The organism is Shewanella waksmanii ATCC BAA-643, assembly GCF_000518805.1.
GTDB classification, from domain to species: Bacteria; Pseudomonadota; Gammaproteobacteria; order Enterobacterales; family Shewanellaceae; genus Shewanella; species Shewanella waksmanii.
Genome location: NZ_JAEH01000012.1, coordinates 1 through 22,990, shown reverse-complemented (window position 1 = coordinate 22,990; position 22,990 = coordinate 1). Strand labels below are relative to the sequence as shown.

Here is a 22,990-nt window from a genome sequence, read left to right as displayed (position 1 = left end):
CAATGCTAGGAACATGGATGACTCATACTGCTTTAACAACTTTATTCGAGCAACTCACCACAGTTTTAATCGGTAAACCGCAGCAAATAAAGCTTGCAGTGAGCTGCATTTTGGCTAAGGGGCACTTGCTAATTGAAGATCTACCGGGAATGGGGAAAACCAGCCTATCACACGGATTAGCGCAAAGCTTAGGTCTGAGTTATCAACGAATTCAGTTTACCAGTGATATGCTACCTGCCGATATTTTAGGGGTATCGATTTTTGACAAAAATCAGTCCGAATTTGTTTTTCACCCCGGTCCTATTTTCAAACAGATGATCCTAAGTGACGAGATAAATCGCGCTAGCCCCAAAACCCAATCAGCACTGTTAGAGGCAATGGCTGAGCAACAAATTACCGTAGATGGCGTCACCCATTACCTGCCGTCACCTTTCTTTGTTATCGCCACCCAGAATCCGGTCGAACAATCTGGGACTTTTCCACTGCCTGAGTCTCAGCTCGACCGATTTATGATGCGTTTATCTATTGGTTACCCCAGTAAAGAAGCTGAATTTGCCATGTTACGTGGTAAAAGTAACCCGCCTAATAAGCCATTACCGCAGTGTATCACTCCAATGGCCTTAAGCGAGATGCAGCAACAAGTAGAACAAATATCAGTTTCTGATGCACTACTGCACTATGTTTTAGCTCTGGTTGAAGGCTCAAGAAATTTAGATGAGGGCTATGGGTTATCGCCGCGGGCGAGTAAAGCACTGCTGCAGGCCACGAAAGCTTGGGCCTATATTGAAGGCCGTACCTACGCGGTACCTGAAGATGTCCAGGCGGTCTTTTCAGCCGTAGCAGAGCATCGTATCCGGCACACGAGTCAACAACAAGGCGAGGCCCTGTCGATGACCTTACTTAACAGTATCAATCCTATTTTGTAGTGACGCTGATGGCGATAACCACCAACAAGCAATCTAGGTTGAATCAATGGTTTCGTCACTGGCTGGCGCGGCGTTTGCCTGCATCAAAGAGCATCACTCTCGCCCATAAGAGTATTTTCATTTTACCCACGGGTTTTGGTGTCATCTGGTTAATGCTAGTGGTACTGCTGTTTATATTTGGTACTAATTATCAAAACAACCTAATTATTGGCTTAGCCTTTTTGCTCCTAAGCGTATTTAATACCTGCATTATTTATAGCTATCGCAATCTCGCTGGCATTCACTTTACCGCCAAACCTAGCCCGCAAAATTATGCGGGTGAAAAACTACTTTATGCCATAGAGGTTTCGGCGAAATACCCACAATTTGATTTACAAGTAAACTACCCAGAAAACACGACAGTTACCCTAGCAGAGGTTAATGCCACCACCATGCAAACCTTGGTGCCTTTGGCAAATGAGAAGCGCGGTTATGTGCACCCCGGCAGGCTGAAAGTTTGTTCTCGCTACCCATTGGGTTTATGCCGAACCTGGTCACATTTAGATCTAGATAATCAACAAATTGTTTTTCCAAAACCCATTAAAACCGAAGCAAGTCTGCGTGCATTAGATGAGCAAAGCCAACAAAGTGAGCAGCTGCAAGGAAAACAAATCATAGGCGTTGATGAATACCATGGTTTGAAAGAGTATGTGGTTGGGGAATCCCTCAGGCAAGTTGCATGGAAACAATGGGCACAAGGTAAAGGCATGTTGACTAAGCAGTTTCAACAACCTCAAGGCGCCCCATTATGGCTGGCATTAACAACCGACACCAGCAAAGATATTGAAACACAACTCGGAGAGTTAACTTGGTGTGTCGACCAACTAAGCCGTAAGAAGCAGACATTTGGCTTAAAACTAACAGCGCAGACAATTAACCCTGATAGCGGCGAAAATCACCGCCTAAGATGTTTAACCGCCTTAGCGACCTACGGTCAACAATCAAGCGGCGGTGCGTCATGAAGATGCAACAGGAACTGATCACCCGTAACAGTCAACTGCTGCTATTAATTGTTAATATAGCCGTACTTAGCCCGCTATATGGCGAGATGACCCCTTGGAGTCTGGCAATTTGCGGCATCTGTTTTTTATGGCAACTTGGCATCTATTTGGGCAAAGTGGCCAAGCCACCTAAATATTTAGTCACCATACTCGCCCTAGGCTCAGCATCAACTTTAATTCTGGTTAGCAGCCAAATCGGTATGCTCGATACCTTAATCAATTTACTGACGCTAGGTTACGCGCTTAAGTTCATTGAAATGCGGCAACGCCGCGATGTCCGAGTAGTGGTGTTGGTCGGCTATTTTTTGATTGCGATGACATTTGTTGAAAAGCAAAGCCTGTGGTTTGCACTGCACTTAACCTTTGTAACTGGCATTAACACCGCTGTTTTGGTCAGCTTGTACCGCGCTAACTCATCGGTAAAACCCGCAAGTAAGCTTGGGTTTAAGATCATATTACAAAGTATTCCAGTCGCCATTTTGCTGTTTATCGTCCTGCCGCGTTTGCCACCCATTTGGATGGTACCTAAACTTAACACTGCAACCACCGGGCTGTCTGATCAAGTCGCATTTGGCAATATTGAGGAGCTCACACGCTCCGCTAAGCTGGCATTTAGAGCAACATTCACCGACCAACGCCCCAGCAATGCCGAGCTTTATTGGCGCGCCATTGTGTTAGAAAATTATGATGGCGCCACGTGGACTCAAGACACGAGTATTCAATCGCTGCAAGATGCCGCAATGTACGGTAATAACTACCGTAAGGCGCCTCAAGGTGATTCCCTAAGCTACAGTATCATCGCGGAGCCTAGTAAACAGCATTGGCTCTATGGTTTAGATGTCGCTTACAGTGACAATAGTCAAATCATCAACATGCCTGACTACCGACTGTACAATTTTCAATCCGTCGATCAGAAATTTCAGTACGCAGTCCGTAGTTATCCAGCATTTAAAATGGACGCTTCACTGCCTAAGCCTGTAAGACAAACCAACCTTGCACTGCCAGAGTCGAGTAACCCGCGAACTTGGCAGTTAGCTCAGCAGTTTAAAACCAGCTATCCTAAGCCAGCCGAGCGTATCGATGCCATGATGGCAATGTTCAATCAACAACAATATTTTTATACCTTGCGTCCCCCGGCCGTCGGCCCCCAGCAGATAGATGACTTTTTACTGGAAAATAAAGCTGGATTTTGTGTCCATTACGCCAGCGCGCTGACTTTTATGGCCCGCGCCACGGGTATTCCTGCCCGCATGGTCACTGGCTATCAAGGCGGTGAATATAACCGCAGTGCGGGTTATGTAAGCGTGTACCAATATATGGCTCACGCTTGGGTTGAGGTTTGGCTGCAAGACAAAGGTTGGGTGCGAGTTGACCCAACGGCAATGATCGCCCCAGAGCGAGTAGAAGATGGTTTTGATGCGTTTTTTAATCCTCAGGAAAGTTACTTACTTGATAGTCCCTTTACCCCACTACGTTTAAGGCAGTTCCCGTTGCTGGACAATCTGCGTATGTCTTTGGCGAGCATTGATTATTATTGGAGCAAATGGGTACTAGGCTTTGACAATGACGCCCAGCAGCAACTATTAAAAGACCTGCTCGGTAATATAACCCCTGTGAAACTAGCACTATTTATCTTAGCGGTCATCGGTTTTACCGGGCTCATCATTGCCTATAACATTGGCTTAATCAATTTTACCCGTAGTAAAGATCCTGTCACGCAGCGCTATTCTCAAATCTGCAATATGCTGCAAAAACGCGGTTTGCCGCGACAAACCAGTGAAGCGCCCAACCAATATATGCAACGTGTCGCGCAAACAATGCCGAGTTTAGCCAGTCCACTGTCTGAATTTACTCAAACTTACACGGCGCTCAAGTATAAGCCTTTATCCGCCAATGCTCGCAAGCACTTAAGCCAGCGTTTAAAAAAGCAACACCGACTCCTCAAATTAGCCATAGTTAAGAGTAAGTCTGTCGCTAAGAACGATTAATACGCCATTGTAGATAGTGACAGAACGCCGCAATAATCAGCAAATCAATAGATTTACTGATTAGACAATAGACTTCATAAACTAAACCCATACAATAGGTTAAAGCACTCGTTTCGCGTACATTCAGCGCAGTATTTATTCCGCGCCGTAAAAAGGACAACCATGCTATATCTCGTACAATCCAACCAGATGGAGCAGCTAGCAAAGCAGCTCTCTGCAGCCTTGCAAACCCGGCACCCTGATATGCCAACACTGATGCAAGAGCAAATTTTGGTACAAAGTCCCGGGATGTCGACATGGTTACGTCTTCAAATTGCTGCGCATAATGGCATTGCGGCTGGAGTTGAGTTCCCACTGCCATCAAGCTTTATTTGGCAGCTTTGTCATCAACTATTACATGATGTACCAAAAGAGAATGCTTTTACCAAAGCGGCCATGACCTGGAAATTAATGGAGCTATTGCCGCAACTATTGGATAAACCCGAATTCGCCCCATTGGCTGACTACTTAGCCAGCCAACAAGCTGAACCCTCAAGCAATGCCGAGCGCAACCGGCAACAGCAGTTAGCGGCGCTTAAGTCTTATCAATTGTGCGGCCAAATTGCTGATATTTTTGACCAGTATCTCGTTTACCGACCGGACTGGATATCGGCCTGGGAGCAGCAAGATGAACAAACAATTAAGCTGTCCGCTGCCCAAGCATGGCAGCCAATCCTATGGCGGGCGCTCATCGATTTTAATCAGCATGCTTTAGGCCAAAGCCAATATCACCGCGCCAATTTACACCAAGCGCTGTTTGATGCATTAGACGATCCAGCTCAGTCTCTTGCAGGGCTTCCCAAACGACTCTTTGTGTTTGGTATCTCGTCGATGGCACCGCAAACATTGGACGTACTTTATCATCTGGCTAAACGTATCGATGTTGTGATGTTTAATCTCAGCCCGTGTCAGCACTACTGGGGGGATATTGTCGACCCTAAAGTACGCGCACGCATGGCGGTGACCTTCGCAAATAAATATCAGTTAAGTGAACGCTGGGAAGAAAAATTGGAGGTGGGTAACCCTATTTTAGCCAATAACGGCAAAATGGGACGTGAACTACTCGATCTTATTTTAGAGCTACCTGAAGCGCACACCAATTTCAATTTTGAATCCTACCAAGCACCCGCGGGTGACAGCCTACTCAGTGGAATCCAAGATGATATATTACAGCTATCCACTCGCGGTGAAACCTTAGGACCCGATACCAAACTCTACCTCAGTGTATCAGGCCGTCGAATACTCACCGACACCGATGATTCCTTAACTCTACGCAGCTGTCATAGCCCACTGCGCGAAGTAGAAACACTGCACGACCATCTACTCGATATGCTGTCTCGACATGCTAATGATGAACAGCCTCTGCGGCCAAAAGACATTGTGATCATGATGCCTGATGTGGCGAGTTACGCCCCATACATCGACGCGGTATTTGGCGCAAAACAAGGGCAACATTATATCCCCTATGCAATCGCAGATAGAGGCGCCGCGCAGGAATCACCACTCATTAACAGCTTCTTGCATTTGCTTGCCATCAATCAAAGTCGATTCTCGTTGAGCGAACTGCTGGGTATTTTAGAAGTCCCCGCCGTGTTGCGCCGCTCTGATATCGATATTGATGAGCTAGCATTACTGCGCCGCTGGTTAGAAGAAGCGGGCGTACGTTGGGGGCGCGACAGTCAAAGCCGCCGCGAATATACCCTACCGGAGTTTGAACAAAACTCATGGACCTTTGGTATTAAACGGCTGATTCTAGGCTACAGCTTCAGTGATAACAGCGATATTTATCAAGATAGCTTGCCCTTTGATGGTATCGAAGGCCAGTCCGCCCAAGCGCTGGGGAAATTGCTCAACTTCATTGAAACTATTGATCACTATAAAGAAGCCTTGGCCGAACAATGCATGATATCCACTAGGGTCAGCCAACTCACCGAGTTGCTTGACGCACTTTATGATGTCGATGAGCAAGAGTTAATTCAGCTGCAAACCATTCGCGAGGCGATCAGTAAGTTAGAGCAAGAAATAGAAGACGCTGGGCATACCAGTCCGTTACCGATCGAGATTGTACAAAACTGGTTTAAACGCACGTTAAGTGAGTCCCGTGTAGGCCAGCGATACCTTGCAGGTAGCGTTAACTTTTGTACCCTAATGCCAATGCGCTCTATTCCCTTCAAACTGGTCTGCTTACTGGGTATGAACGATGGTGTTTACCCCAGAACACAGCATCCGGTGGGGTTTGATCTTGTGGCGCAACATGGCCCACGCAAAGGCGATCGTTCGCGCCGATTGGACGACAGGTACCTATTTTTAGAAGCCCTTCTTAGTGCCCGGCAACAACTTTATATTAGCTACATAGGTAATAGCGAGCGCGACAATTCAGAACGTATCGCGTCAATGTTGGTTTCTGAACTGATTGAGTATTGTCAGCTTTGTTACCTACCCCAAGCCTTTGCAGCTTTGACCGACGACAGTGTGACACCGCAAGATATTGATGCCATTGAAGCCGCAATTAAAACCAAACTTATTAAGCACCAACCACTGCAACCCTTTGATGAGCGGTTATTTTTAAATACTGACAGCCGCGACAACCAGGCCCACTCAGCCGCCACAGAGGTGCAATTAAGCCACTCTAACCAGTGGTGCCCAGCAGCAATCAATAACCACTCAGACGGGAGAAGCGATCCCAGTACCAGTACTAAAGGCAAATTTATAACTAAGGCGTTAACCTGGCAAGAGATGCAAAGCCCACTTGCTGGCGATGTGACCGCCGATCAAATTGAAGTCGAGCTTTCAGCCCTTATACGTTTTTTCCGCAACCCTGCTCAGTACTTCTTTAATCGTGCCTTAAAGTTAGATCTTAACCTCAATATCCAGCAAGACGATAACGATGAGCCGTTTGATATTAATCCATTGGGTCGCTATCAAATCCAATCTACTTTAATCGAAGATGCCATCGCCCGTAGCGAACCCCAGCCCAATGCCAGCTTGTTAGCACAACTTAAAAAGGCCGGGCACCTGCCCTTAGCCCCTTTTGATGAGTTATTGTTAGATAAATACCTGCACGACATTAAGCCGCTAATCGGCCGCACCTTGTATTTAAAGGGCGAACAAAGTCATAACCTGACCATTAGCCTGCCATTGACCACGCAGCCAGCGGTCACCTTAGTTGGTCGTATCGATGACATCAGTGCTAAAGGGCTAGTCAATCATAGGCCCGGTACCGCCAATGGCCGCGATCTTATTCGAGTATACCTGCGGCATCTTTGCATTTGTGCCATGGGCAGCCAAGTCAGTGCTAAAGCCAGTTACTTGCTTGATATTGGTCATTTCCATAGCTTCGCAACTATCACTGCCGCCCAAGCTCAGCAACAGTTAACCCTGTGGCTGCAGTACTTTATTGATGGCCAGGCAGCACCCTTACTGTTTATGCCACGTACTGCTTTGGCTTATGTTGAAGCAGAAGGCGATCACCAAGAAAAGCTGCTGAGTGCCCAAAGTCAGTGGCAAGATGAACAAACTGGCTTAGGTGAAGGATACGAGCCGCATTTTCAGCGACTGTTTACTTTCCCCGATGATTTTACTGAAACTGAATTTGGCGCCACTGCGCAGCAACTGCTGCAACCACTGCTAAGCCTTTATCACAAAGGTAAACTTGATGAACTTGCCGATTTTGTTGAAGCTGCCAGTGATAACGCTTTAGCTGAAACTGCAGCCACAGTGCAGGAGGCGCGCTAATGTCACATCCTCAAATAGGCGATGCGCAAACCGTGCAAACACTCGATACCCTAACCTTACCGTTTGGCGGCAATCGGCTGATTGAAGCCAGTGCCGGCACAGGAAAAACCTACACCATTTCGGGGTTATACCTGCGCCTGTTGCTCGGTCATGATATAGAACAGCCACTGAGCTGTGAGCAGATATTGGTGGTGACCTTTACCAATGCGGCAACGGGCGAGTTACGCGATCGTATTCGCAGTAAGATTCAGCTCGCCTATCGACGCTTTATCGGTTTAACGGTACAAGATGAACTCATTAACCAATTGTACGACGCTACCCTACCAGAGCACCGTGCCAACAGCTTGCGTTATTTAGATTTAGCACTCAAATCCCTCGATGAAGCCGCCATATATACCATCCATGGGTTTTGTCAGCGTATCTTGGCTGATATGGCCTTCGAGTCTTCATTGCTGTTTGAGTCTGAATTTGTCTTAGATGATGGCGAGTATCTGCATCATGCCGTACGTGATTTCTGGCGAGAAGCCTGCTATCCGCTACCTAAATACATTGCCGCGGTAATTCAAAAGCAATTTGCCGATCCCGATGCGTTAAGTAAACAGCTACGGGCACTAATTGGCGCCAATCAGGCACAAGCAAAACCTAAGCCGGCAAGTTTTACTAAAGCCAGCGAACAGCTCAGTCAATGTTTAAGCCGCCTGCAACTGATTTGGCCGCGAGAGAAAGCCGCCACCGAAGCCTTACTCCACAGCTTGCCGCTTAACGGTACTCGTTTTGGTAAAAAAGCCGATAACTATCCTAAGTTAGCCGCCATGTTCGACAATATGGACAACTGGGTTGCCAATACTCAAGCAGCTGGTCAGCTTAGCCTGCCCGCCACTAAAACCTTAGAAGGACTGGCACTATCTGGATTAAAGCTTAATAAAGGTGGCGAAATCCCAAGCGTCAATGATGCACCACTGCTGGCACATATTGACAATCTATTGGGTTACATCAATGGGCTAATCCCCAGTTTTTTATACGCTGCCAGAGCGGGAATATCCCAGCGCTTTTATGCAGATAAACAGCAGCGTAACCTTATGTCGCCGGACGATCTCCTCCTCACGCTATCGGGTGCGTTAACTCAGTCAAGCGAGGCAAGCGGGAGCAATCGATTAGCTCAAAGCATCGCTAAGCGTTTTCCGGTGGGGTTAATTGATGAATTCCAAGATACCGATCCGCTGCAGTTTAATATTTTTAACAGCATATACAGCCAAACCGCTGTGATAGAAGCTCAGCCAAGCCAAGGCAGTAGCAGCGACAACAGCATAGAAAACAGCCAAACCGGCAAGCTCAGTTTGCTAATGATTGGCGATCCCAAACAAGCCATTTATGCATTTCGCGGCGCAGATATCCACACCTATATTAATGCCCGTCAGCAAACTGCCGAGCGTTATAGCTTAGACACCAACTACCGCTCAAGCGCGCGTATGGTTCAAGCGGTCAATCAGTTATTTAGTTTGCGCGACAACCCGTTTATTAACCAAGCTATCCCGTTCGATTCGGTTAAATCAGCTCCCAACGCGGCCAGCAAATGCTTAACCGATTCAAGCGGTCTGCAAAGTGCATTAAGGGTGAGAGTGCTAAGTGAAGATGAGGAAGTCGGCCTTAACAAAACCACGGCAAGGCAGCATATCGGTAATGATGTCGCCGATGAAATTACCCGTTTGCTCAACGAAGCAGCCCAAGGCGCCTGCTATCATGGCCACCGCGATGCTGCGAATAAACGCGCGCTGGTTGCCAAAGATATTGCGGTTTTAGTGCGTGATCGTCATGAAGCGCAGGTCATTAGGGATGCGCTGCGCAAGCGTAATATTGGCTCGGTGTTTTTAAGCCGCGATAGTGTATTTGACACCGTTGAAGCCAAAGAGCTGGCGTTACTGCTCACCGCCATGGCCAATCCCAAAGATGAACGCGCACTGCGCAGCGCCTTAGCGACGTCATTGCTGGGTTATGATGCACAAGCAATCCATAATTTTAATCAAGATGAAGAAGTCAGGCAGACTTTACTGAGTCAATTTGCCGAACTACACCAACTGTGGTTAAAGCGCGGTGTTATGCCTGCACTACTGAGTATGGCGAGTATCACCAAGCTTATCGAGCGGGTACTACAAACCCCCGATGGTGAACGGCGTTTAACGGATTTTCGTCACTTAGGTGAATTATTGCAGCAAAAATCCACCGAAATAGACGGAGTTAGTGCGTTACTCAACTGGTATGAACAAGCCCTGCTTGAAAATAATGGCAGTGAAGAAGCGCAACTGCGTTTAGAGAGCGAACAAAACTTAGTGCAAATCGTCACCATTCATAAAAGTAAGGGGCTGGAATACCCGCTGTGCTTTGTGCCATTTGTCAGCCTCAGTCGTGACATCCGCCGTAAACCCTCGCCCATGTTGTATCACCAAGATAACCAGTTAATTTGGGATATTGAGCAAACAGACGATGGCTGGGCATTGAATAAACAGGAAGCCTTAGCCGAAGATCTACGCTTGCTGTATGTTGCCCTCACCCGCCCAGTACTGGGTTGTTACCTGTATATTGCAAACCACAGCAGAGTGACCAAACGGGCAGGCATCAATAGTCAGTTACATCAAACAGCAATCGGATACTTGTTAGGTATTAACGATAAAAACTGTGATGCTTTACAGCTTGATGCCGCTGTACAAACGCTGATAAGCGATGCTATCAGTGTTGCGCCGCTTCAGCTTGTAGATGCTTTTAGCCAGCCGCAGGTATTAATTGAAACTGACCTAAGCCCAACGCAGCTTCAACCGGTAGCTGTTAGTTATCAAAGTGGCACCCCGTGGCGAGTGGGCAGCTATTCAGGATTAGTGAAAAACCTCCCCCACGAACACATTAGTGTCGGTGCCGGCGATGAACAATTTCCAGAAACTGAAATCATTGAAGACCGTCAAGACGACTGTTTAGATAGATTCAGTTTTGAGCGTGGCGCTAACGCTGGTAGCTTCATGCACTTAGTGCTAGAGCTCATTGACTTTACCCAAGCGCAACAGCAGTTACCAGAGCAGCTGCCCATAGCCATGCAGCGCTACGGCATTGCAGAGCAGTGGTATACGCCATTGCTCAATTGGTATAACGATATTATTCACACACCGCTTATCAGTGCGCACTCAACGGTCAGCCCGCGCCTTGCCGATATTAGCGAGACACAACGTATTGTTGAGATGGAATTTTATCTGCCGCTGTCGCGACTCACCGCAACAGCGCTCAATCGGTTGCTTAAGCAATACGGCTATAGCGAGCAACTTAACTTTGATGACTTAACTGGCATGCTAAAAGGCTTTATCGATTTAACTTTTGAATACCAAGATCAGTTCTATATCGCCGATTATAAGTCTAACCACTTAGGCAATCAGTTTATTCACTACCAGCACCAATACATGGGCGCGGCGATTGCCTCACACCGCTATGACTTGCAATACATCATCTACATCGTTGCCCTGCACCGCTACCTAAAACTTAGGGTGCCTGGCTACCAGTACGATACGCATATCGGCGGCTGTTATTATCTATTTTTACGCGGCATGTCGTGTCAGCAGCCCCAAGCTGGGGTATTTTTTGACAGGCCTGATCGCCAGTTAATCTTAGCCATTGACCAACTTTTTGAAGTCGGCGATCACGCGAATGATCCACATAATTCAAATAGTGATACCGCCCCCAATGACACTAACAACGGGCAAGCTCAGTTAGAGCAAGCACAAACGGAGCTGCCTTTATGATAACCCTACAAGCACCGCTAGACAGTTTATTGAAACAGTGGGAATCGGAGCGTTTGCTCACCGCATTAGACCGCCACTTCGCACTGCAAATGCGGGCGCTACATGATGACAGCGACCCATTGTTTGAAGTCATCTGCGCGCTACTAAGCCGGCAGCTATCTCAGCAACACACCTGTTTACCGCTCGCTTTTATTGACTTTGCCAACCCATTTACAGAGCAGCGTAGTCAATGCCAAATACAGACTAACTTAGCTGAGTTAACCGAGCAGCTGAGCCGCTACCAAGCCGTGAGTTTGGCCAGCGACAATCAACAAACGCCATTGGTACTCGATGGTCAATATTTGTACCTGCAGCGTTATTATCAGTTTGAAATGGATGTCAGCCACACCCTCAATCGGTTGGCATCTTCGCCAGTAGCAGTAGAAAACCAAGCACAACTGCGCACGCAACTGGGATTACTGTTTGCTGCTAGCGATCAACAATACGACTGGCAAAAAATCGCTACCGCCACCGCTTTTAACCGACAACTGGCGGTTATTACGGGGGGACCGGGCACCGGTAAGACCACTACCGTCACTAAACTGCTGTTTTTATTGGCTCAGCATCAAGATATCGATATCAAATTGGTCGCCCCCACAGGCAAAGCAGCAGCAAGGTTAAGCGAGTCGATAAAAGCATCAAAAGCACGCTTACTGACTGAGTTGGCCAGTTACGGCCACCTATTCGAACTGGAAAAGATGGCCGCGGTACCCGAAGATGCAGCCACTTTACATCGGCTATTAGGGGTAATTCCCAACTCACATCAATATCGCCACCATAAAGACAATCACCTGCGTCTTGATTTACTGGTGATTGATGAAGCATCTATGGTGGATCTTCCTATGATGCACAAAGTGCTGCAAGCCCTGCCAGCCCATGCAAGGCTGATTTTACTTGGCGATCAAGACCAATTAGCCTCGGTGGAAGCTGGCGCGGTACTCGCAGATATTTGTGCAGGTTTAAAACAATCCTACACCGATGAACAAGGTCAGCAGCATAATTATTGGCAGATGCGATACAGCAGTGAACAGGCGCAATATTTATCCCATGTCACTGAAACCAACCTCAATGATTTTGTCCATGATGAGCCCAAACTAGGAGACAGCCTGTGTATGTTAATGCACAGCCATCGATTTAAAGGCGATGCTGGTATTGGTCAACTCGCGGGCGCGGTTAACCAAGCCAATTTAGCAGCGATTATGCAAGTATGGCAGCGCGGCTATGCTGAGCTATTGTGGATTGAGCATCAGCAGCAAAATGATATCAACTTAGGCTTACAGCAGATCCAATCTCAGGCAGTAGCGCAATATGGCCACTACTTGCAGCAGATACAACAAGCCACTGGCGGTGAAGATAATGGGGTTGATGTCAGTGAAATTATCGATAGCTATAACCAATATCGGTTGCTATGTGCCATGCGCGTCGGTGAATACGGTGTCGAAGGTATCAACCAAACCATTACCCAGGCACTAAAACAGGCCAAATTAATTGAGCCCAATCAAGAGTTCTATGCAGGCCGACCTGTGATCATTCAAAGTAATGATTACAACTTGGGATTATTTAATGGTGATATTGGATTAATCATTGCCGACAGTGCCCATAGCGAACATCGCCTTATGGCGCATTTTGTTCAAGCAGATGGCAGTGTGTTGAAAGTGCTGCCAGCAAGGTTACCAAAACACGATACCTGTTTTGCGATGACCGTGCATAAAAGCCAAGGTAGTGAATTTCAGCAGGTGGCGCTAGTATTGCCGCCAAAGCCAAGCGTAGCCCAGCAAAGCTTGTTAACCAAAGAGCTTATCTACACCGCCATTACCCGGGCTAAACAACATTTTACCTGTCTAGGTAGCCAACAAGTGTTTGAACGTGCTTGCCTGCAAGCCACCAAACGATCATCTGGATTAGCAATGCGTTTATGGTCAAACTAACGCTGATTCACATCAAGCCTGCCGCGTAATACGGCAGGCGGCTGATTTTGCAAGACAGTGACTTTAATGATGTATTTTAGCCTTAGTTAGCACCATTGAGCTCAGCGGCAAAACGCGCTTCATGTTCCAGCAACCACTTTTTACGCGGCAAGCCGCCGCCATATCCTGTTAATGACCCATCCTTACCTATCACCCTATGGCAAGGGATCACGATAGAGATACGGTTAAAACCATTCGCCGAAGCGACGGCGCGAACTGCCTTAGGATTGTTTATCTTTTCAGCTTGCTGTTGATAGGATGCCGTGGTGCCATAGTCAATTGTCTGTAAACACTGCCAAACTTGCTGCTGAAACTCTGTACCTGGCGTGTCGAGTGGCACGCTAAACTGACACCGTTTGCCAGCAAAGTACTCGCTGAGCTGTTGTTTAAGCTGTTTTATATGTTGATTTTCACCCATCAGAATTTGTGCATTTAGGCGCTTTTGCAGGTCTTTAAACTCGGTTTCCAACATGCGTCTGTCAACAAACTCGAGTAAACACACCCCCTTGTCTGTCGCGCAAACAAACATAGGCCCAATGGGTGTGGTTAAGCGGCTGATTAATATAATCTGTTTATCCGCTTTGCTTTTAGGTGAGTGCCCCACTACTTGCTTGTAGGTATAGCCAAAGCCACTGAGTGAATTAAACCCTGCATTAAAAGCGGTATCAGTGGCCGTGTTGCCCTTTTTGAGCTCTTCAAAGGCGGTATTGATGCGGTACATACGCTGATAGGTTTGAAATGTCATACCGTAATGCTGCTTAAACCACCGCCTAACAAATTCTGGGGCAATGCCCTGTTCACGCAAATGCTGATCGGTCACTTTATGCTTTAAATCAGCTTTTACCAGCATAATCGCTTGTTCAACTTGTTTAGGTGCAGCCTGCGCATTTTCTGTGGGTTTGCAGATTTTACACGGACGATAACCTGCATCTAACGCTTCTTTAAACTGCGTATAAAACTCAACATTTTGTAATTTAGGCTTGCGAGCACGGCAGGTCGCAATGCAAAAGATTGAGGTGGTTTTCACCCCGACATAAAAAGTGCCTACATAGCTAGGTTCACGATTAATGAGGGCATCATAATAGGTGGAAATGGTTTGCTGCTCGGTAATTAACATAGTTTTTGCCATCAACACTAAGGATTAAAGCCACGGTAACGTGTACAACAATTTTGTGGCAACCGAAAATTGAACAAGTATTTTTTATATTTATAATTCAGCTAATTAGTCTCTTTACTCAGCGCCCATGCCACGGCACTTTTGGCGTGAATTGCCGTGGTATCGTAAAGGGGAATGGATGTGTCGGACTGAGCCACCAATAAACCAATTTCAGTACAGCCTAAAATAATTGCCTGAGCACCGCGCTTAACTAAATCATCAATAATCGCCAAATAAGCTCGCCTGTCTTCTGCTTTAACTTGCCCTTGGCACAGTGAGTCATAAATAACGTTATGAACTTGGTCTCTTTGTGCCTCGTTAGGTATTAGCACCTCCATTGCATAACCCTCAACAAGCCGCGACTTATAAAAGTCTTGTTCCATGGTAAAGCGTGTACCCAGTAAGCCAACACAATCGATACCGTCTGCTATCAGCTGCTCAGCGCTGGCATCAGCAATGTGCAATAGTGGCAACGCCACGTTTTCAACCACTTCGTTGGCAACTTTATGCATGGTGTTAGTACAAATCAGCAATATCTCAGCACCACTTTTTTCCAGCGAGTGCGCCGCAGCGGCTAAGACTTTAGCCGCGCCTTGCCAATCATCTTGGTGTTGCAACTTAGCTATCTCGGCAAAATCAACACTGACTAAATGAACTTTAGCACTGTGTAAGCCACCTAACTGGTGTTTAACTTGCTGATTGATCAACTGATAGTACGTTTGGGTCGACTCCCAACTCATCCCGCCAATTAGGCCAATAGTACGCATCGGTGATCTCCGTTGATAGGTCGCTAATTTAAAGCACTAGATTAGCCATATCGTTGGCTAAAGAAAAGGCGCGATTTTTAGTACCGAACGCGTTAGACATCGCCACACTGACTATCTGTTTATCAAGTATAAATCTCACCAGTAGAAAGAGCTGTTACTCGTTGGCCTCACTCATAGTGACATTATCAATACGATAAACTGCTCCTTCCCCTTCGCCCCACTTAGGAAACACCATCACCACATCTATCGCCGACACATCTAAGCCAGCTTCGGCCAATCCTTGAATCCCATAGGTGAAAGTCTGCCATTCAGTTGTTGGCGCCATGCCTTCGTTAGATGAGGTTAATTCAAGCTCAACTGCTGTTGCAGCATTATTAGATTCAACCTTTAGCATCCATGGTGTGGTTGCATTTTGGGTAGCATTAACAATTTTCAAATCAAATTGCAGCACGCCATTATCTAGCAAGCTACTGGCATCAAATGGCAATCCACTGCCACCAAATTCGGGACGATTGATAAACCCCATCACCGTTGGCGTTGCACCAATACTAAATTGCGATACAACCCCATGCTCAGCATCATCTGATACGGTTTCAGGGCTAGTGCCACCACAGCAATCCCACAGCGGCCAATTAGGGTTAATATCATCGGCAAAAATCGTCAATGACACTGGCTCAGTTGTGGCTTCCGCATCGGCAATATTAACATTGCCCACAAGATACTCAGCCCCTTCGCCGGTGCCCCATGCAGGGAAAAACATCACCACATCAATGCCATTTAAATCTAGCCCTGCCGCGGCTAAATCACTTAACGCAAAGGTATAAGTCTGCCACTGACCAGCCACAGGTGCCGCGCCTTCTTGGCTCGCTGTTAGCGCCAGTTCAACGGCTGTCGCTCCGCCATTGCTTTCAACTTTTACCAGCCATGTTGAGCTCGCATCGATAGGTTGAGATACAACTTTTAAATCAAAGCTTAACGTACCACTACTAACCAAAGGCGACGCATCAAAAGGTGAAGCAACGCCTTGTGGATCGGTGATAAATTCAGCGCGGCTAATAAAACCGTTAACTGTGGGCTCTGCGCCAACCATGAATTTGTACACCGCACCCTTGTCTGCATCGTCAACCAGCTCAGGCGTCGAGCCACCACAGCAATCCCATGCTGGCCAATCAGGGTTAGCTGAGCCGTCAAAAATGGCTAAATCCCGTGCAATACCATCGGATGGCGCAATAGGGGCTGGCGCTTTGCCTTCTACGAGCGCATCATCAAGGCTATCGTACCCATCCCGCAGCGTTTCACAGCCTGCGCCGGTCTCTAAGTCGGCTTCACACTGATACACTCGAACATAATCGATTTGGTAGGCATTGTTTTCATTAAAAGCGCTCGCGTCTATGCCGGTTTGGTTAACAGCTTCGGGCCAATTACCACCCACCGCAAAGTTAATCAGAATATGAAACTTTTGATCGAATGGCTCATTGCCTAGCACCACATTTCTGTCACCTGTGGCCGTATCGAGTACTTCGGTAAACCAGCCTTTGTGCGCAAGCCCCACTGCTTGCTCATCTTCATTGTAAACAACTTGGGTTTTTCTTTGGGTAGCATACAAATAATCGTCAACATACCAACGGATCTCGCCTTCTTGCCACTCTACTGCATAGGTGTGAAAATCATCTGCCGGATTAGCGTTGTTATCTAATAGGTATTCTTTACCTGAATATTCATTGTTTGGCCATGGGCGACCGTAATGAAGCGTGCCGTGCAAGTGCGCCTCTTCAATACCATCAGCATCGGTAACTTTGAGGTTAACCGCTTCCATCACATCGATTTCACCCGATAGTGGCCAGGTACCATACACATTGTCAGTGGGTAACAACCAAAACGCTGGCCAACTGCCCTGTCCACTGGGTAATTTAGCGCGCATTTCAAAGCGACCATATTTAAAATCAGCCTTATCTTTAGTCACTAGCCTTGCCGAAGTAAACGGCTTGTCGGCCCCAGCAGCCGCGTTAAGCGCAACAATATTTAGCATGCCATCGGTAACAAATGAATTTTCAGCTTCTGCGGTATAACATTGGGCTTCGTTATTACCGCCGCCATCACAATTCACTTCATGAGTCCATTTGCTATCGTCGATGCTGCTACCATCAAATTCATCGCTCCATGCTAACGTCCAGCCGGGCGTAGGGGCTGGTGTAGACACTGGCGGCGTATCAGCAGCTTGTTCGGTAACCGAATCGGAGTCATTACACCCAGCTAGCGCTATCACTATCGCGCTAGCGGTGAAGTATTTGAGTGCGCACGAACTTTTTTTCATTATTTGAGCCTCAATTGGGTACTTAAATTCAAAAGGTTTGATGACCCCAAACACCTGTAAGCGCTTACATCAAATCCACACAAAAAGCGCCAACTCTAAATGTAAGCGCTTACATTTGAATCTAAATGACCAAATAACAAAGATCAATCACTTTATTTACAACTCTATTACACAAGAGGCGTTATAAAGATGGAAAGCCTTTTATAATAAGCAGTTACTAATATTGATGGTGAGAAATTATTTTTGATGTGAAGCTATTAAACCGCTCTAAATTGGTCATGATTCGCTACTAATCTGGCTAAATTTTAACCGCATGTCGATTGAAAGCGTGATGATTTTACTTGTGAGTTATCACTAATGTGCTGAATCATATTTCAGAAAAAGCCACTGAAAAAAGGTACTAATACAGTCTCCTAATGCAAAGTACTGATGCAAGTTACTGAACAGAGTGCTACAGCATGGGCAATATTAGCCGCTCCCCCCTACCCTTATCGAGCGGTATTTACTTCTTTTCAGGCTTTACTCGGTTTCAGCATAACCATGCCAAGCCATGCAAACCAAATAATCTGGCTTATACCAAATATTTCAGTGAGCACTTGGGCAGGATACATAGTCGCAATCCCAGCACTACCTACAAAAATGCCAAAGGAGTTGAGCAGTTTCGGTAACTGCGAACCTTTTAGTGCTGCACAGCTCAACAACACCACCCAAAGACCACCCACAACTTCGTTGCCTCCGCCTAGGCCTTCTACCACTGAGTAGATGGCGCGCCATACTGTCATCGCCTGCTCAGCATCCTTAGTCGACAAATCTAAGGCCGTCGCTAGGCCAATTTTTGCAATCATGCCACTGGCAATCACTAAAGCCACCCATATTATGCCAAATATGGCGGCTAGCTGTGACAGGATTGGACTACGCTCATTCAAGCGATGATAAAGCGCCAGCACTAATACGGCTAAAAGCACGCCAAACATGACATACATGACCAGATTGACAATAGAAAACGCCAGCTGATTTTCTGCTAGATAGGCAAATTGCACCGCTGTATCCGCACCAGCTGGATAATCCCAAAACAGGCCAAAAAACAGAAAAGCGGATACGTAAATAACCGATTCTAAAAGCGCTGCAATACCGCCTATTCTTTGCAAATTATTCACAACTGACCTCTGTGTTAATGAGAATTTTATACACAATGCTAAGCACTGCATCTGCTTGCCAATTCAGTTACCAGTAGCTGTGGTAATGATTACCTGTCAGCTGGGTGATGCACGCCGTCTACAGTAACAATGTCGCCCAAATCAAAAGGGTTAACGCCCTCTAGGCAACCAATATTAAAACCAAATAAATTAGGATTTGAACGGCGACGGTGATGAGTATAAATACCACAGTTGGAACAAAAATAGTGCTCAGCCGTATTGGTATTGAACTGATATAACTTCAGCACATCAGCGCCCTTGACGACACGTAATCCACTGAGTGCTACAGAACCAACAATTGCGCCTTTTCTTCGGCAAATAGAGCAATCACAGCGCCTGGGGTTTTCTACCCCTTTGGGTAAAGTCAGCTCCAACTCAACAGACCCACAATGGCAGCTAGCCTTATGTTTCAGCTGAATATCAGTATTTCCAATCACTTTAAACATCCCTGCAGTATCTCCTAGCTTGTTAACTCGCTGCCAAACGGCCGAAACGACCCAACTATTCTAGTTCGGTTTAAAACTGGTGTTAGCTCTACTTAACTTTGCTGATAACTTTAAGAAATAATATCCAGAGCAAATCAATGTACAGACAAAGAGCCAGTACCCTAAACCCATTGATATTCTGGCAACGATGATTGCCTCTTTGGCAGAAAAAGGAATTGTTATCCCATCTCAACCAGATGTAGACACAATTGCGCCTGCTAGAGTCAATGCCCACGCACCTAAAGATGATACAGAAAAAAAGCTAATAACGGAGATCCAAACGATATCTTGTCTATCAAATGTACTTCCAATTTTCTCCCACAACTTTCCAATCCCGCCCGCATAAAAAGTTAGAAATGCAGTAAGAACTGGAATCATGACTTTAACTGCTTCAAATAGTAATTTTGATGTTTCGAGATCGGTACCGGCAGACATAATCAATCCTTGAATTAAAAACTAACATCTAATTAAGATAACAAATAATACCTGCCATTATTAATCATAAAATCAATTAGATTTCCCAATATCACCCTAAACCATGAATATTACTGTGTATCGGCATTGTGAACTCGGCCTAAATTTATGGGGCATGCAATATCGTTATCAATACTCAAACAAAGCATAAGTGCAGATGATTGATACCATAATCTATGCCTGTTCACTGCATTCCGGTGTCTGCATTGCTGGCATATTCTGCGCTTTGACTTGCTGATAACGGCTTAGCAACTGATACAAACTAATAGCGTAAACAAACACGATGACAAATGGAATCACGATAAAGCGCTGCTCAGGAAAGAGATACCAAGCGATGACGATAAGTACGGTACGAAGCAAAGTATGAATAATGCCAACGTTGTGCTCTAACGACCATGATATAGGTAGCCACATGAGCCCAGACACAATACCAATGGCCATTGGCACTGCGGTATAGTTCTCTAATCCAAACGGTATAGCGACTGCAAACGCGCACCATGACATACCTAAGGTATACAGAAATAACGTATCGAATGGATTGCGCTGATCTTTTTTAACCAGTAATTTTTCACCGGTAAAACGAGAAATAAAAAGTGCGAGATAAAAAATACAACCCGTACCAATATACACAGGTAACACCATATTCTTAGCAGGCACTACTAGCGCGGTGATCCCGAGTAGCAGCCAAACAATCGCGCCTGCAATAGGCATAGTGATTAACTTCTTTTGCTTATACTCTTCACGATACTGCTCCAGTGATTTGGCCATGTCCATTTGTCCCTTGTTTAATGTCTAATGCTTAATGTTTAATGTCTGGATATATTATTGATGCAAAGGCAAAACAACATCAGAGACAAAAGTCATCAATAGATTATGACAATTGTCATCAAGCTACTTTTGCAGTGAAAAATCCACCGCACTTAAGCGGGAAAGCCCTAGCAGGAAAGCTCAAGCGGGAGAACTTAATTGGGAAAACTCAACTGGGAAAATCGTGATTAGGGTTAGGTTGTCATTGTTCCCACGAAATAGGCAATTGCTCCTAGCGAGTTGCAAGCGACTTAATGTGGGCGTCGATGTGGGCGTCGTCGTGATGGGAGTGTCTAGGGAGTCACAGTAAAAGAGTAACACCCTACTTGAATTGGGCTGCACGCCAGCTCATGGAGCGTTGCAGATTTAGCTCACAACCACCTTGTTATGTCTGTAAATCAAGCATAGTCGCAGCTTGTCATTTACAGCATTAACTGTGGCTGTCTATATGTTTTATGTTGGTGTCTATATGTTTTATGTTTAAAATTAACCAAGCCTTCGATGGTATCTCACCTAGTAACATAATCAGCTCATTTGTTAACAATCATAAGCACTTATAAATAACTGGCCACAGCATTGTTAAGTATCATCTTGCAAACACCAAAATTAGAGCTTAAATTCTATTTTTTGATGGTTTATTACTCTTTTTCTGCTAGTATTCGCGACCCTAAATCAGCTAACCACTCGATATGATTGTTGGTAGTTGATATCAGGTGACTATTTATATGCATCACTAAAAGTTATATGCATCACTAAAAGCGAATAAATATCACTAACTCCTATTGGCATGATGAAGAGGTAAAAATGAGCGAAGTAGAAGTGTTTCTTGACATGTTGTGGAACAAAAATAGTGCGATGGCGCTAGGAATGATTGGGTTTTATACACTTTGCTTAGTCCTCGTTTGCCTTGTATGTGATAACGTTAAACAGCGCACTGCAGAATAGGTCATTCGGCCTTTCTTTTGGAAAAATAAGCCAGCCGTTATTAATCACCTATAGCAAACTTCTGTGTTAAGCCTGTTCCTTTAAACAATTTATGCCATTGCAGTACCACATTCCTATCCGGCCTGGTATTAACTTGCTCTACATCATTATGTAGGACGAGATGAAGGTGGTTGCTTCCTGTCTATCAACAAGATTGCATAAGCCACCACGTCAATGGCAAATACTTCGGTAAGTTTCAAGGTTTGAGCTTCTACCCAACCACGGCGACGATCATAGTTTTTGCTGGTGTATTGGTCGTCATCGGCTATTCAATATTGTAAAAGACCGCACGTCCTACCGCTCGACTGCAACTGTGGTCGTAGGATCATCTTATTAATAAGAGTTCGAGACCAATGAGGGTTCGTCTAGGCCTTTGCATGCAACCTCCTTGTGATATGCGCAAATCAGGCATAGTCGGAGGTTATCATTTACGACATTAACTATGGGTGTCTATATGTTTACTTAACTCGGCACACGTTTGCGAATCCGAGTTAAAAATTTTGTTAAGCGCTCCTTTGGTCGACTACAATTTTAAAAGACTTAAAGGCAGGTCTAACCTTAACTATTCGAATACTTAACTCATTCTCCCCAACAAAATCTAATACTTTCTCTTTATCAACAGATGCTGAGTGACCGATAAATATGTCTGTTAGCCTGAGTGTTGAATCGAACTTTTGGAAATATAGCCCGTTTACCCTTTCTATAGACTCTAAATCTACAAACATTCGATACTCATCTTCATATCGCCAGTGTTCAAACTTGGATGAGAGCAGTTTATTCATGAAGTCTTCATCAAATTTTGCAGGTTTCTCGTACCTAGCCTCGATATAATTAACTGCGGATAGCAAACTGTCATCAACTTCAAAACCTAAGCAAATTCCCCCATGATTCGAAGCATAATGAGACCACTGAACTGGGTTATTCCAGTTACCACTAAAGCACAGAATTCCTCTAACTTTAGATAGTGGTAAGCCCCTAGAACAGTAGACACTTCATAGAGTTATAATGAACCAAAAATATGAGGTGTTACATGCGCGGAAAACGATATCCCGACGAATTTAAAATCGAAGCCGTTAAACAAGTTACAGAACGTGGTCACCAGATCGCCGATGTGGCAGAGAGATTAGGCGTTACTCCCAAAAGTTTGCACAACTGGATTAACAAGTTTGATAAGCCAGAAAAGCAACACGTCACCATTGATAATCAACAAGACGAAATACGTAAGCTCAAGGCGGAGTTACGTCGAGTAACCGAAGAGAGAAATATCCTAAAGGAGGCCGCCGTGTACTTTGCA

Annotated in this window: 14 protein-coding genes and 2 pseudogenes; 7 read left to right on the top strand and 9 right to left on the bottom strand. The window is 45.7% G+C overall.

Going from position 1 to position 22,990, the window contains the following annotated elements; all coding sequences use genetic code 11:
* Positions 1-17: 17 nt before the first annotated feature.
* The 6 genes from L865_RS0107535 to recD all read left to right on the top strand — a co-directional run bounded on the left by L865_RS0107535 (position 18) and on the right by recD (position 13,474).
* Positions 18-926 carry an AAA family ATPase gene (locus L865_RS0107535; protein ID WP_028772675.1) on the top strand — a complete coding sequence of 303 codons (909 nt, stop codon included), beginning with the start codon at positions 18-20 and terminating at the stop codon, positions 924-926.
* A gap of 8 nt (positions 927-934) precedes the next feature.
* Positions 935-1,927, top strand: a complete 993-nt coding sequence (locus L865_RS0107530; RefSeq protein WP_028772674.1) for a DUF58 domain-containing protein — start codon at positions 935-937, stop codon at positions 1,925-1,927.
* Positions 1,924-3,954 carry a transglutaminase TgpA family protein gene (locus L865_RS0107525; protein WP_028772673.1) on the top strand — a complete coding sequence of 677 codons (2,031 nt, stop codon included), beginning with the start codon at positions 1,924-1,926 and terminating at the stop codon, positions 3,952-3,954. Before L865_RS0107530 ends, L865_RS0107525 begins: the two co-directional genes overlap by 4 nt.
* 162 nt (positions 3,955-4,116) lie before the next feature.
* Positions 4,117-7,728, top strand: coding sequence for an exodeoxyribonuclease V subunit gamma (gene recC, locus L865_RS23330; protein WP_051484505.1), 3,612 nt, complete (start codon positions 4,117-4,119; stop codon positions 7,726-7,728).
* Positions 7,728-11,507, top strand: a complete 3,780-nt coding sequence (gene recB, locus L865_RS23325) for an exodeoxyribonuclease V subunit beta (protein WP_051484504.1) — start codon at positions 7,728-7,730, stop codon at positions 11,505-11,507. Before recC ends, recB begins: the two co-directional genes overlap by 1 nt.
* Positions 11,504-13,474 carry an exodeoxyribonuclease V subunit alpha gene (gene recD / locus L865_RS0107510; protein ID WP_028772672.1) on the top strand — a complete coding sequence of 657 codons (1,971 nt, stop codon included), beginning with the start codon at positions 11,504-11,506 and terminating at the stop codon, positions 13,472-13,474. The genes recB and recD overlap by 4 nt, the downstream gene beginning before the upstream one ends.
* A gap of 82 nt (positions 13,475-13,556) precedes the next feature.
* On the opposite strand, the gene L865_RS0107505 is transcribed toward recD, so the two are convergent.
* The 9 genes and pseudogenes from L865_RS0107505 to L865_RS26010 all read right to left on the bottom strand — a co-directional run bounded on the left by L865_RS0107505 (position 13,557) and on the right by L865_RS26010 (position 22,640).
* Positions 13,557-14,630, bottom strand: coding sequence for a bifunctional transcriptional activator/DNA repair enzyme AdaA (locus L865_RS0107505; RefSeq protein WP_028772671.1), 1,074 nt, complete (start codon positions 14,628-14,630; stop codon positions 13,557-13,559).
* A 101-nt stretch (positions 14,631-14,731) separates the two neighbouring features.
* On the bottom strand, positions 14,732-15,436 hold the full coding sequence (locus L865_RS0107500) for an aspartate/glutamate racemase family protein (RefSeq protein WP_028772670.1): 705 nt from the start codon (positions 15,434-15,436) through the stop codon (positions 14,732-14,734).
* A gap of 154 nt (positions 15,437-15,590) precedes the next feature.
* Positions 15,591-17,750, bottom strand: coding sequence for a family 16 glycosylhydrolase (locus L865_RS23320; RefSeq protein WP_051484516.1), 2,160 nt, complete (start codon positions 17,748-17,750; stop codon positions 15,591-15,593).
* A 512-nt stretch (positions 17,751-18,262) separates the two neighbouring features.
* Positions 18,263-18,907 (bottom strand): DUF4386 family protein, encoded by a 645-nt coding sequence (locus L865_RS0107490; protein WP_028772669.1) that lies wholly within the window; start codon positions 18,905-18,907, stop codon positions 18,263-18,265.
* Between the two features lie 89 nt (positions 18,908-18,996).
* On the bottom strand, positions 18,997-19,392 hold the full coding sequence (locus L865_RS0107485) for a GFA family protein (RefSeq protein WP_028772668.1): 396 nt from the start codon (positions 19,390-19,392) through the stop codon (positions 18,997-18,999).
* Positions 19,393-19,620: 228 nt separating this feature from the next.
* Complete coding sequence (locus L865_RS0107480; protein WP_028772667.1) at positions 19,621-19,866, bottom strand: hypothetical protein; 246 nt, start codon at positions 19,864-19,866, stop codon at positions 19,621-19,623.
* A 213-nt stretch (positions 19,867-20,079) separates the two neighbouring features.
* On the bottom strand, positions 20,080-20,673 hold the full coding sequence (locus L865_RS23315; RefSeq protein WP_051484503.1) for a DUF7010 family protein: 594 nt from the start codon (positions 20,671-20,673) through the stop codon (positions 20,080-20,082).
* A 1,027-nt stretch (positions 20,674-21,700) separates the two neighbouring features.
* Positions 21,701-21,965 (bottom strand): annotated as a pseudogene (locus tag L865_RS25865) (transposase); the annotation flags it as partial.
* Positions 21,966-22,199: 234 nt separating this feature from the next.
* Positions 22,200-22,640 (bottom strand): DUF2971 domain-containing protein, encoded by a 441-nt coding sequence (locus L865_RS26010; RefSeq protein WP_281171110.1) that lies wholly within the window; start codon positions 22,638-22,640, stop codon positions 22,200-22,202.
* 86 nt (positions 22,641-22,726) lie between these two features.
* Between L865_RS26010 and L865_RS0107460 the strand changes: the two are divergent.
* A pseudogene (locus L865_RS0107460) lies at positions 22,727-22,990 on the top strand (transposase); the annotation flags it as partial.

Excerpts from the sequence above, each read along its gene's own strand:
- L865_RS23315 (WP_051484503.1), bottom strand. The coding sequence starts at position 20,673 with ATGGCCAAATCACTGGAGCAGTATCGTGAAGAGTATAAGCAAAAGAAG.
- L865_RS23320 (WP_051484516.1), bottom strand. The coding sequence starts at position 17,750 with ATGAAAAAAAGTTCGTGCGCACTCAAATACTTCACCGCTAGCGCGATA.
- L865_RS0107530 (WP_028772674.1), top strand. The coding sequence starts at position 935 with ATGGCGATAACCACCAACAAGCAATCTAGGTTGAATCAATGGTTTCGT.
- L865_RS0107480 (WP_028772667.1), bottom strand. The coding sequence starts at position 19,866 with ATGTCTGCCGGTACCGATCTCGAAACATCAAAATTACTATTTGAAGCA.
- L865_RS0107535 (WP_028772675.1), top strand. The coding sequence starts at position 18 with ATGACTCATACTGCTTTAACAACTTTATTCGAGCAACTCACCACAGTT.
- L865_RS0107500 (WP_028772670.1), bottom strand. The coding sequence starts at position 15,436 with ATGCGTACTATTGGCCTAATTGGCGGGATGAGTTGGGAGTCGACCCAA.
- L865_RS0107525 (WP_028772673.1), top strand. The coding sequence starts at position 1,924 with ATGAAGATGCAACAGGAACTGATCACCCGTAACAGTCAACTGCTGCTA.
- recD (WP_028772672.1), top strand. The coding sequence starts at position 11,504 with ATGATAACCCTACAAGCACCGCTAGACAGTTTATTGAAACAGTGGGAA.
- recC (WP_051484505.1), top strand. The coding sequence starts at position 4,117 with ATGCTATATCTCGTACAATCCAACCAGATGGAGCAGCTAGCAAAGCAG.
- L865_RS0107505 (WP_028772671.1), bottom strand. The coding sequence starts at position 14,630 with ATGTTAATTACCGAGCAGCAAACCATTTCCACCTATTATGATGCCCTC.
- recB (WP_051484504.1), top strand. The coding sequence starts at position 7,728 with ATGTCACATCCTCAAATAGGCGATGCGCAAACCGTGCAAACACTCGAT.
- L865_RS0107485 (WP_028772668.1), bottom strand. The coding sequence starts at position 19,392 with ATGTTTAAAGTGATTGGAAATACTGATATTCAGCTGAAACATAAGGCT.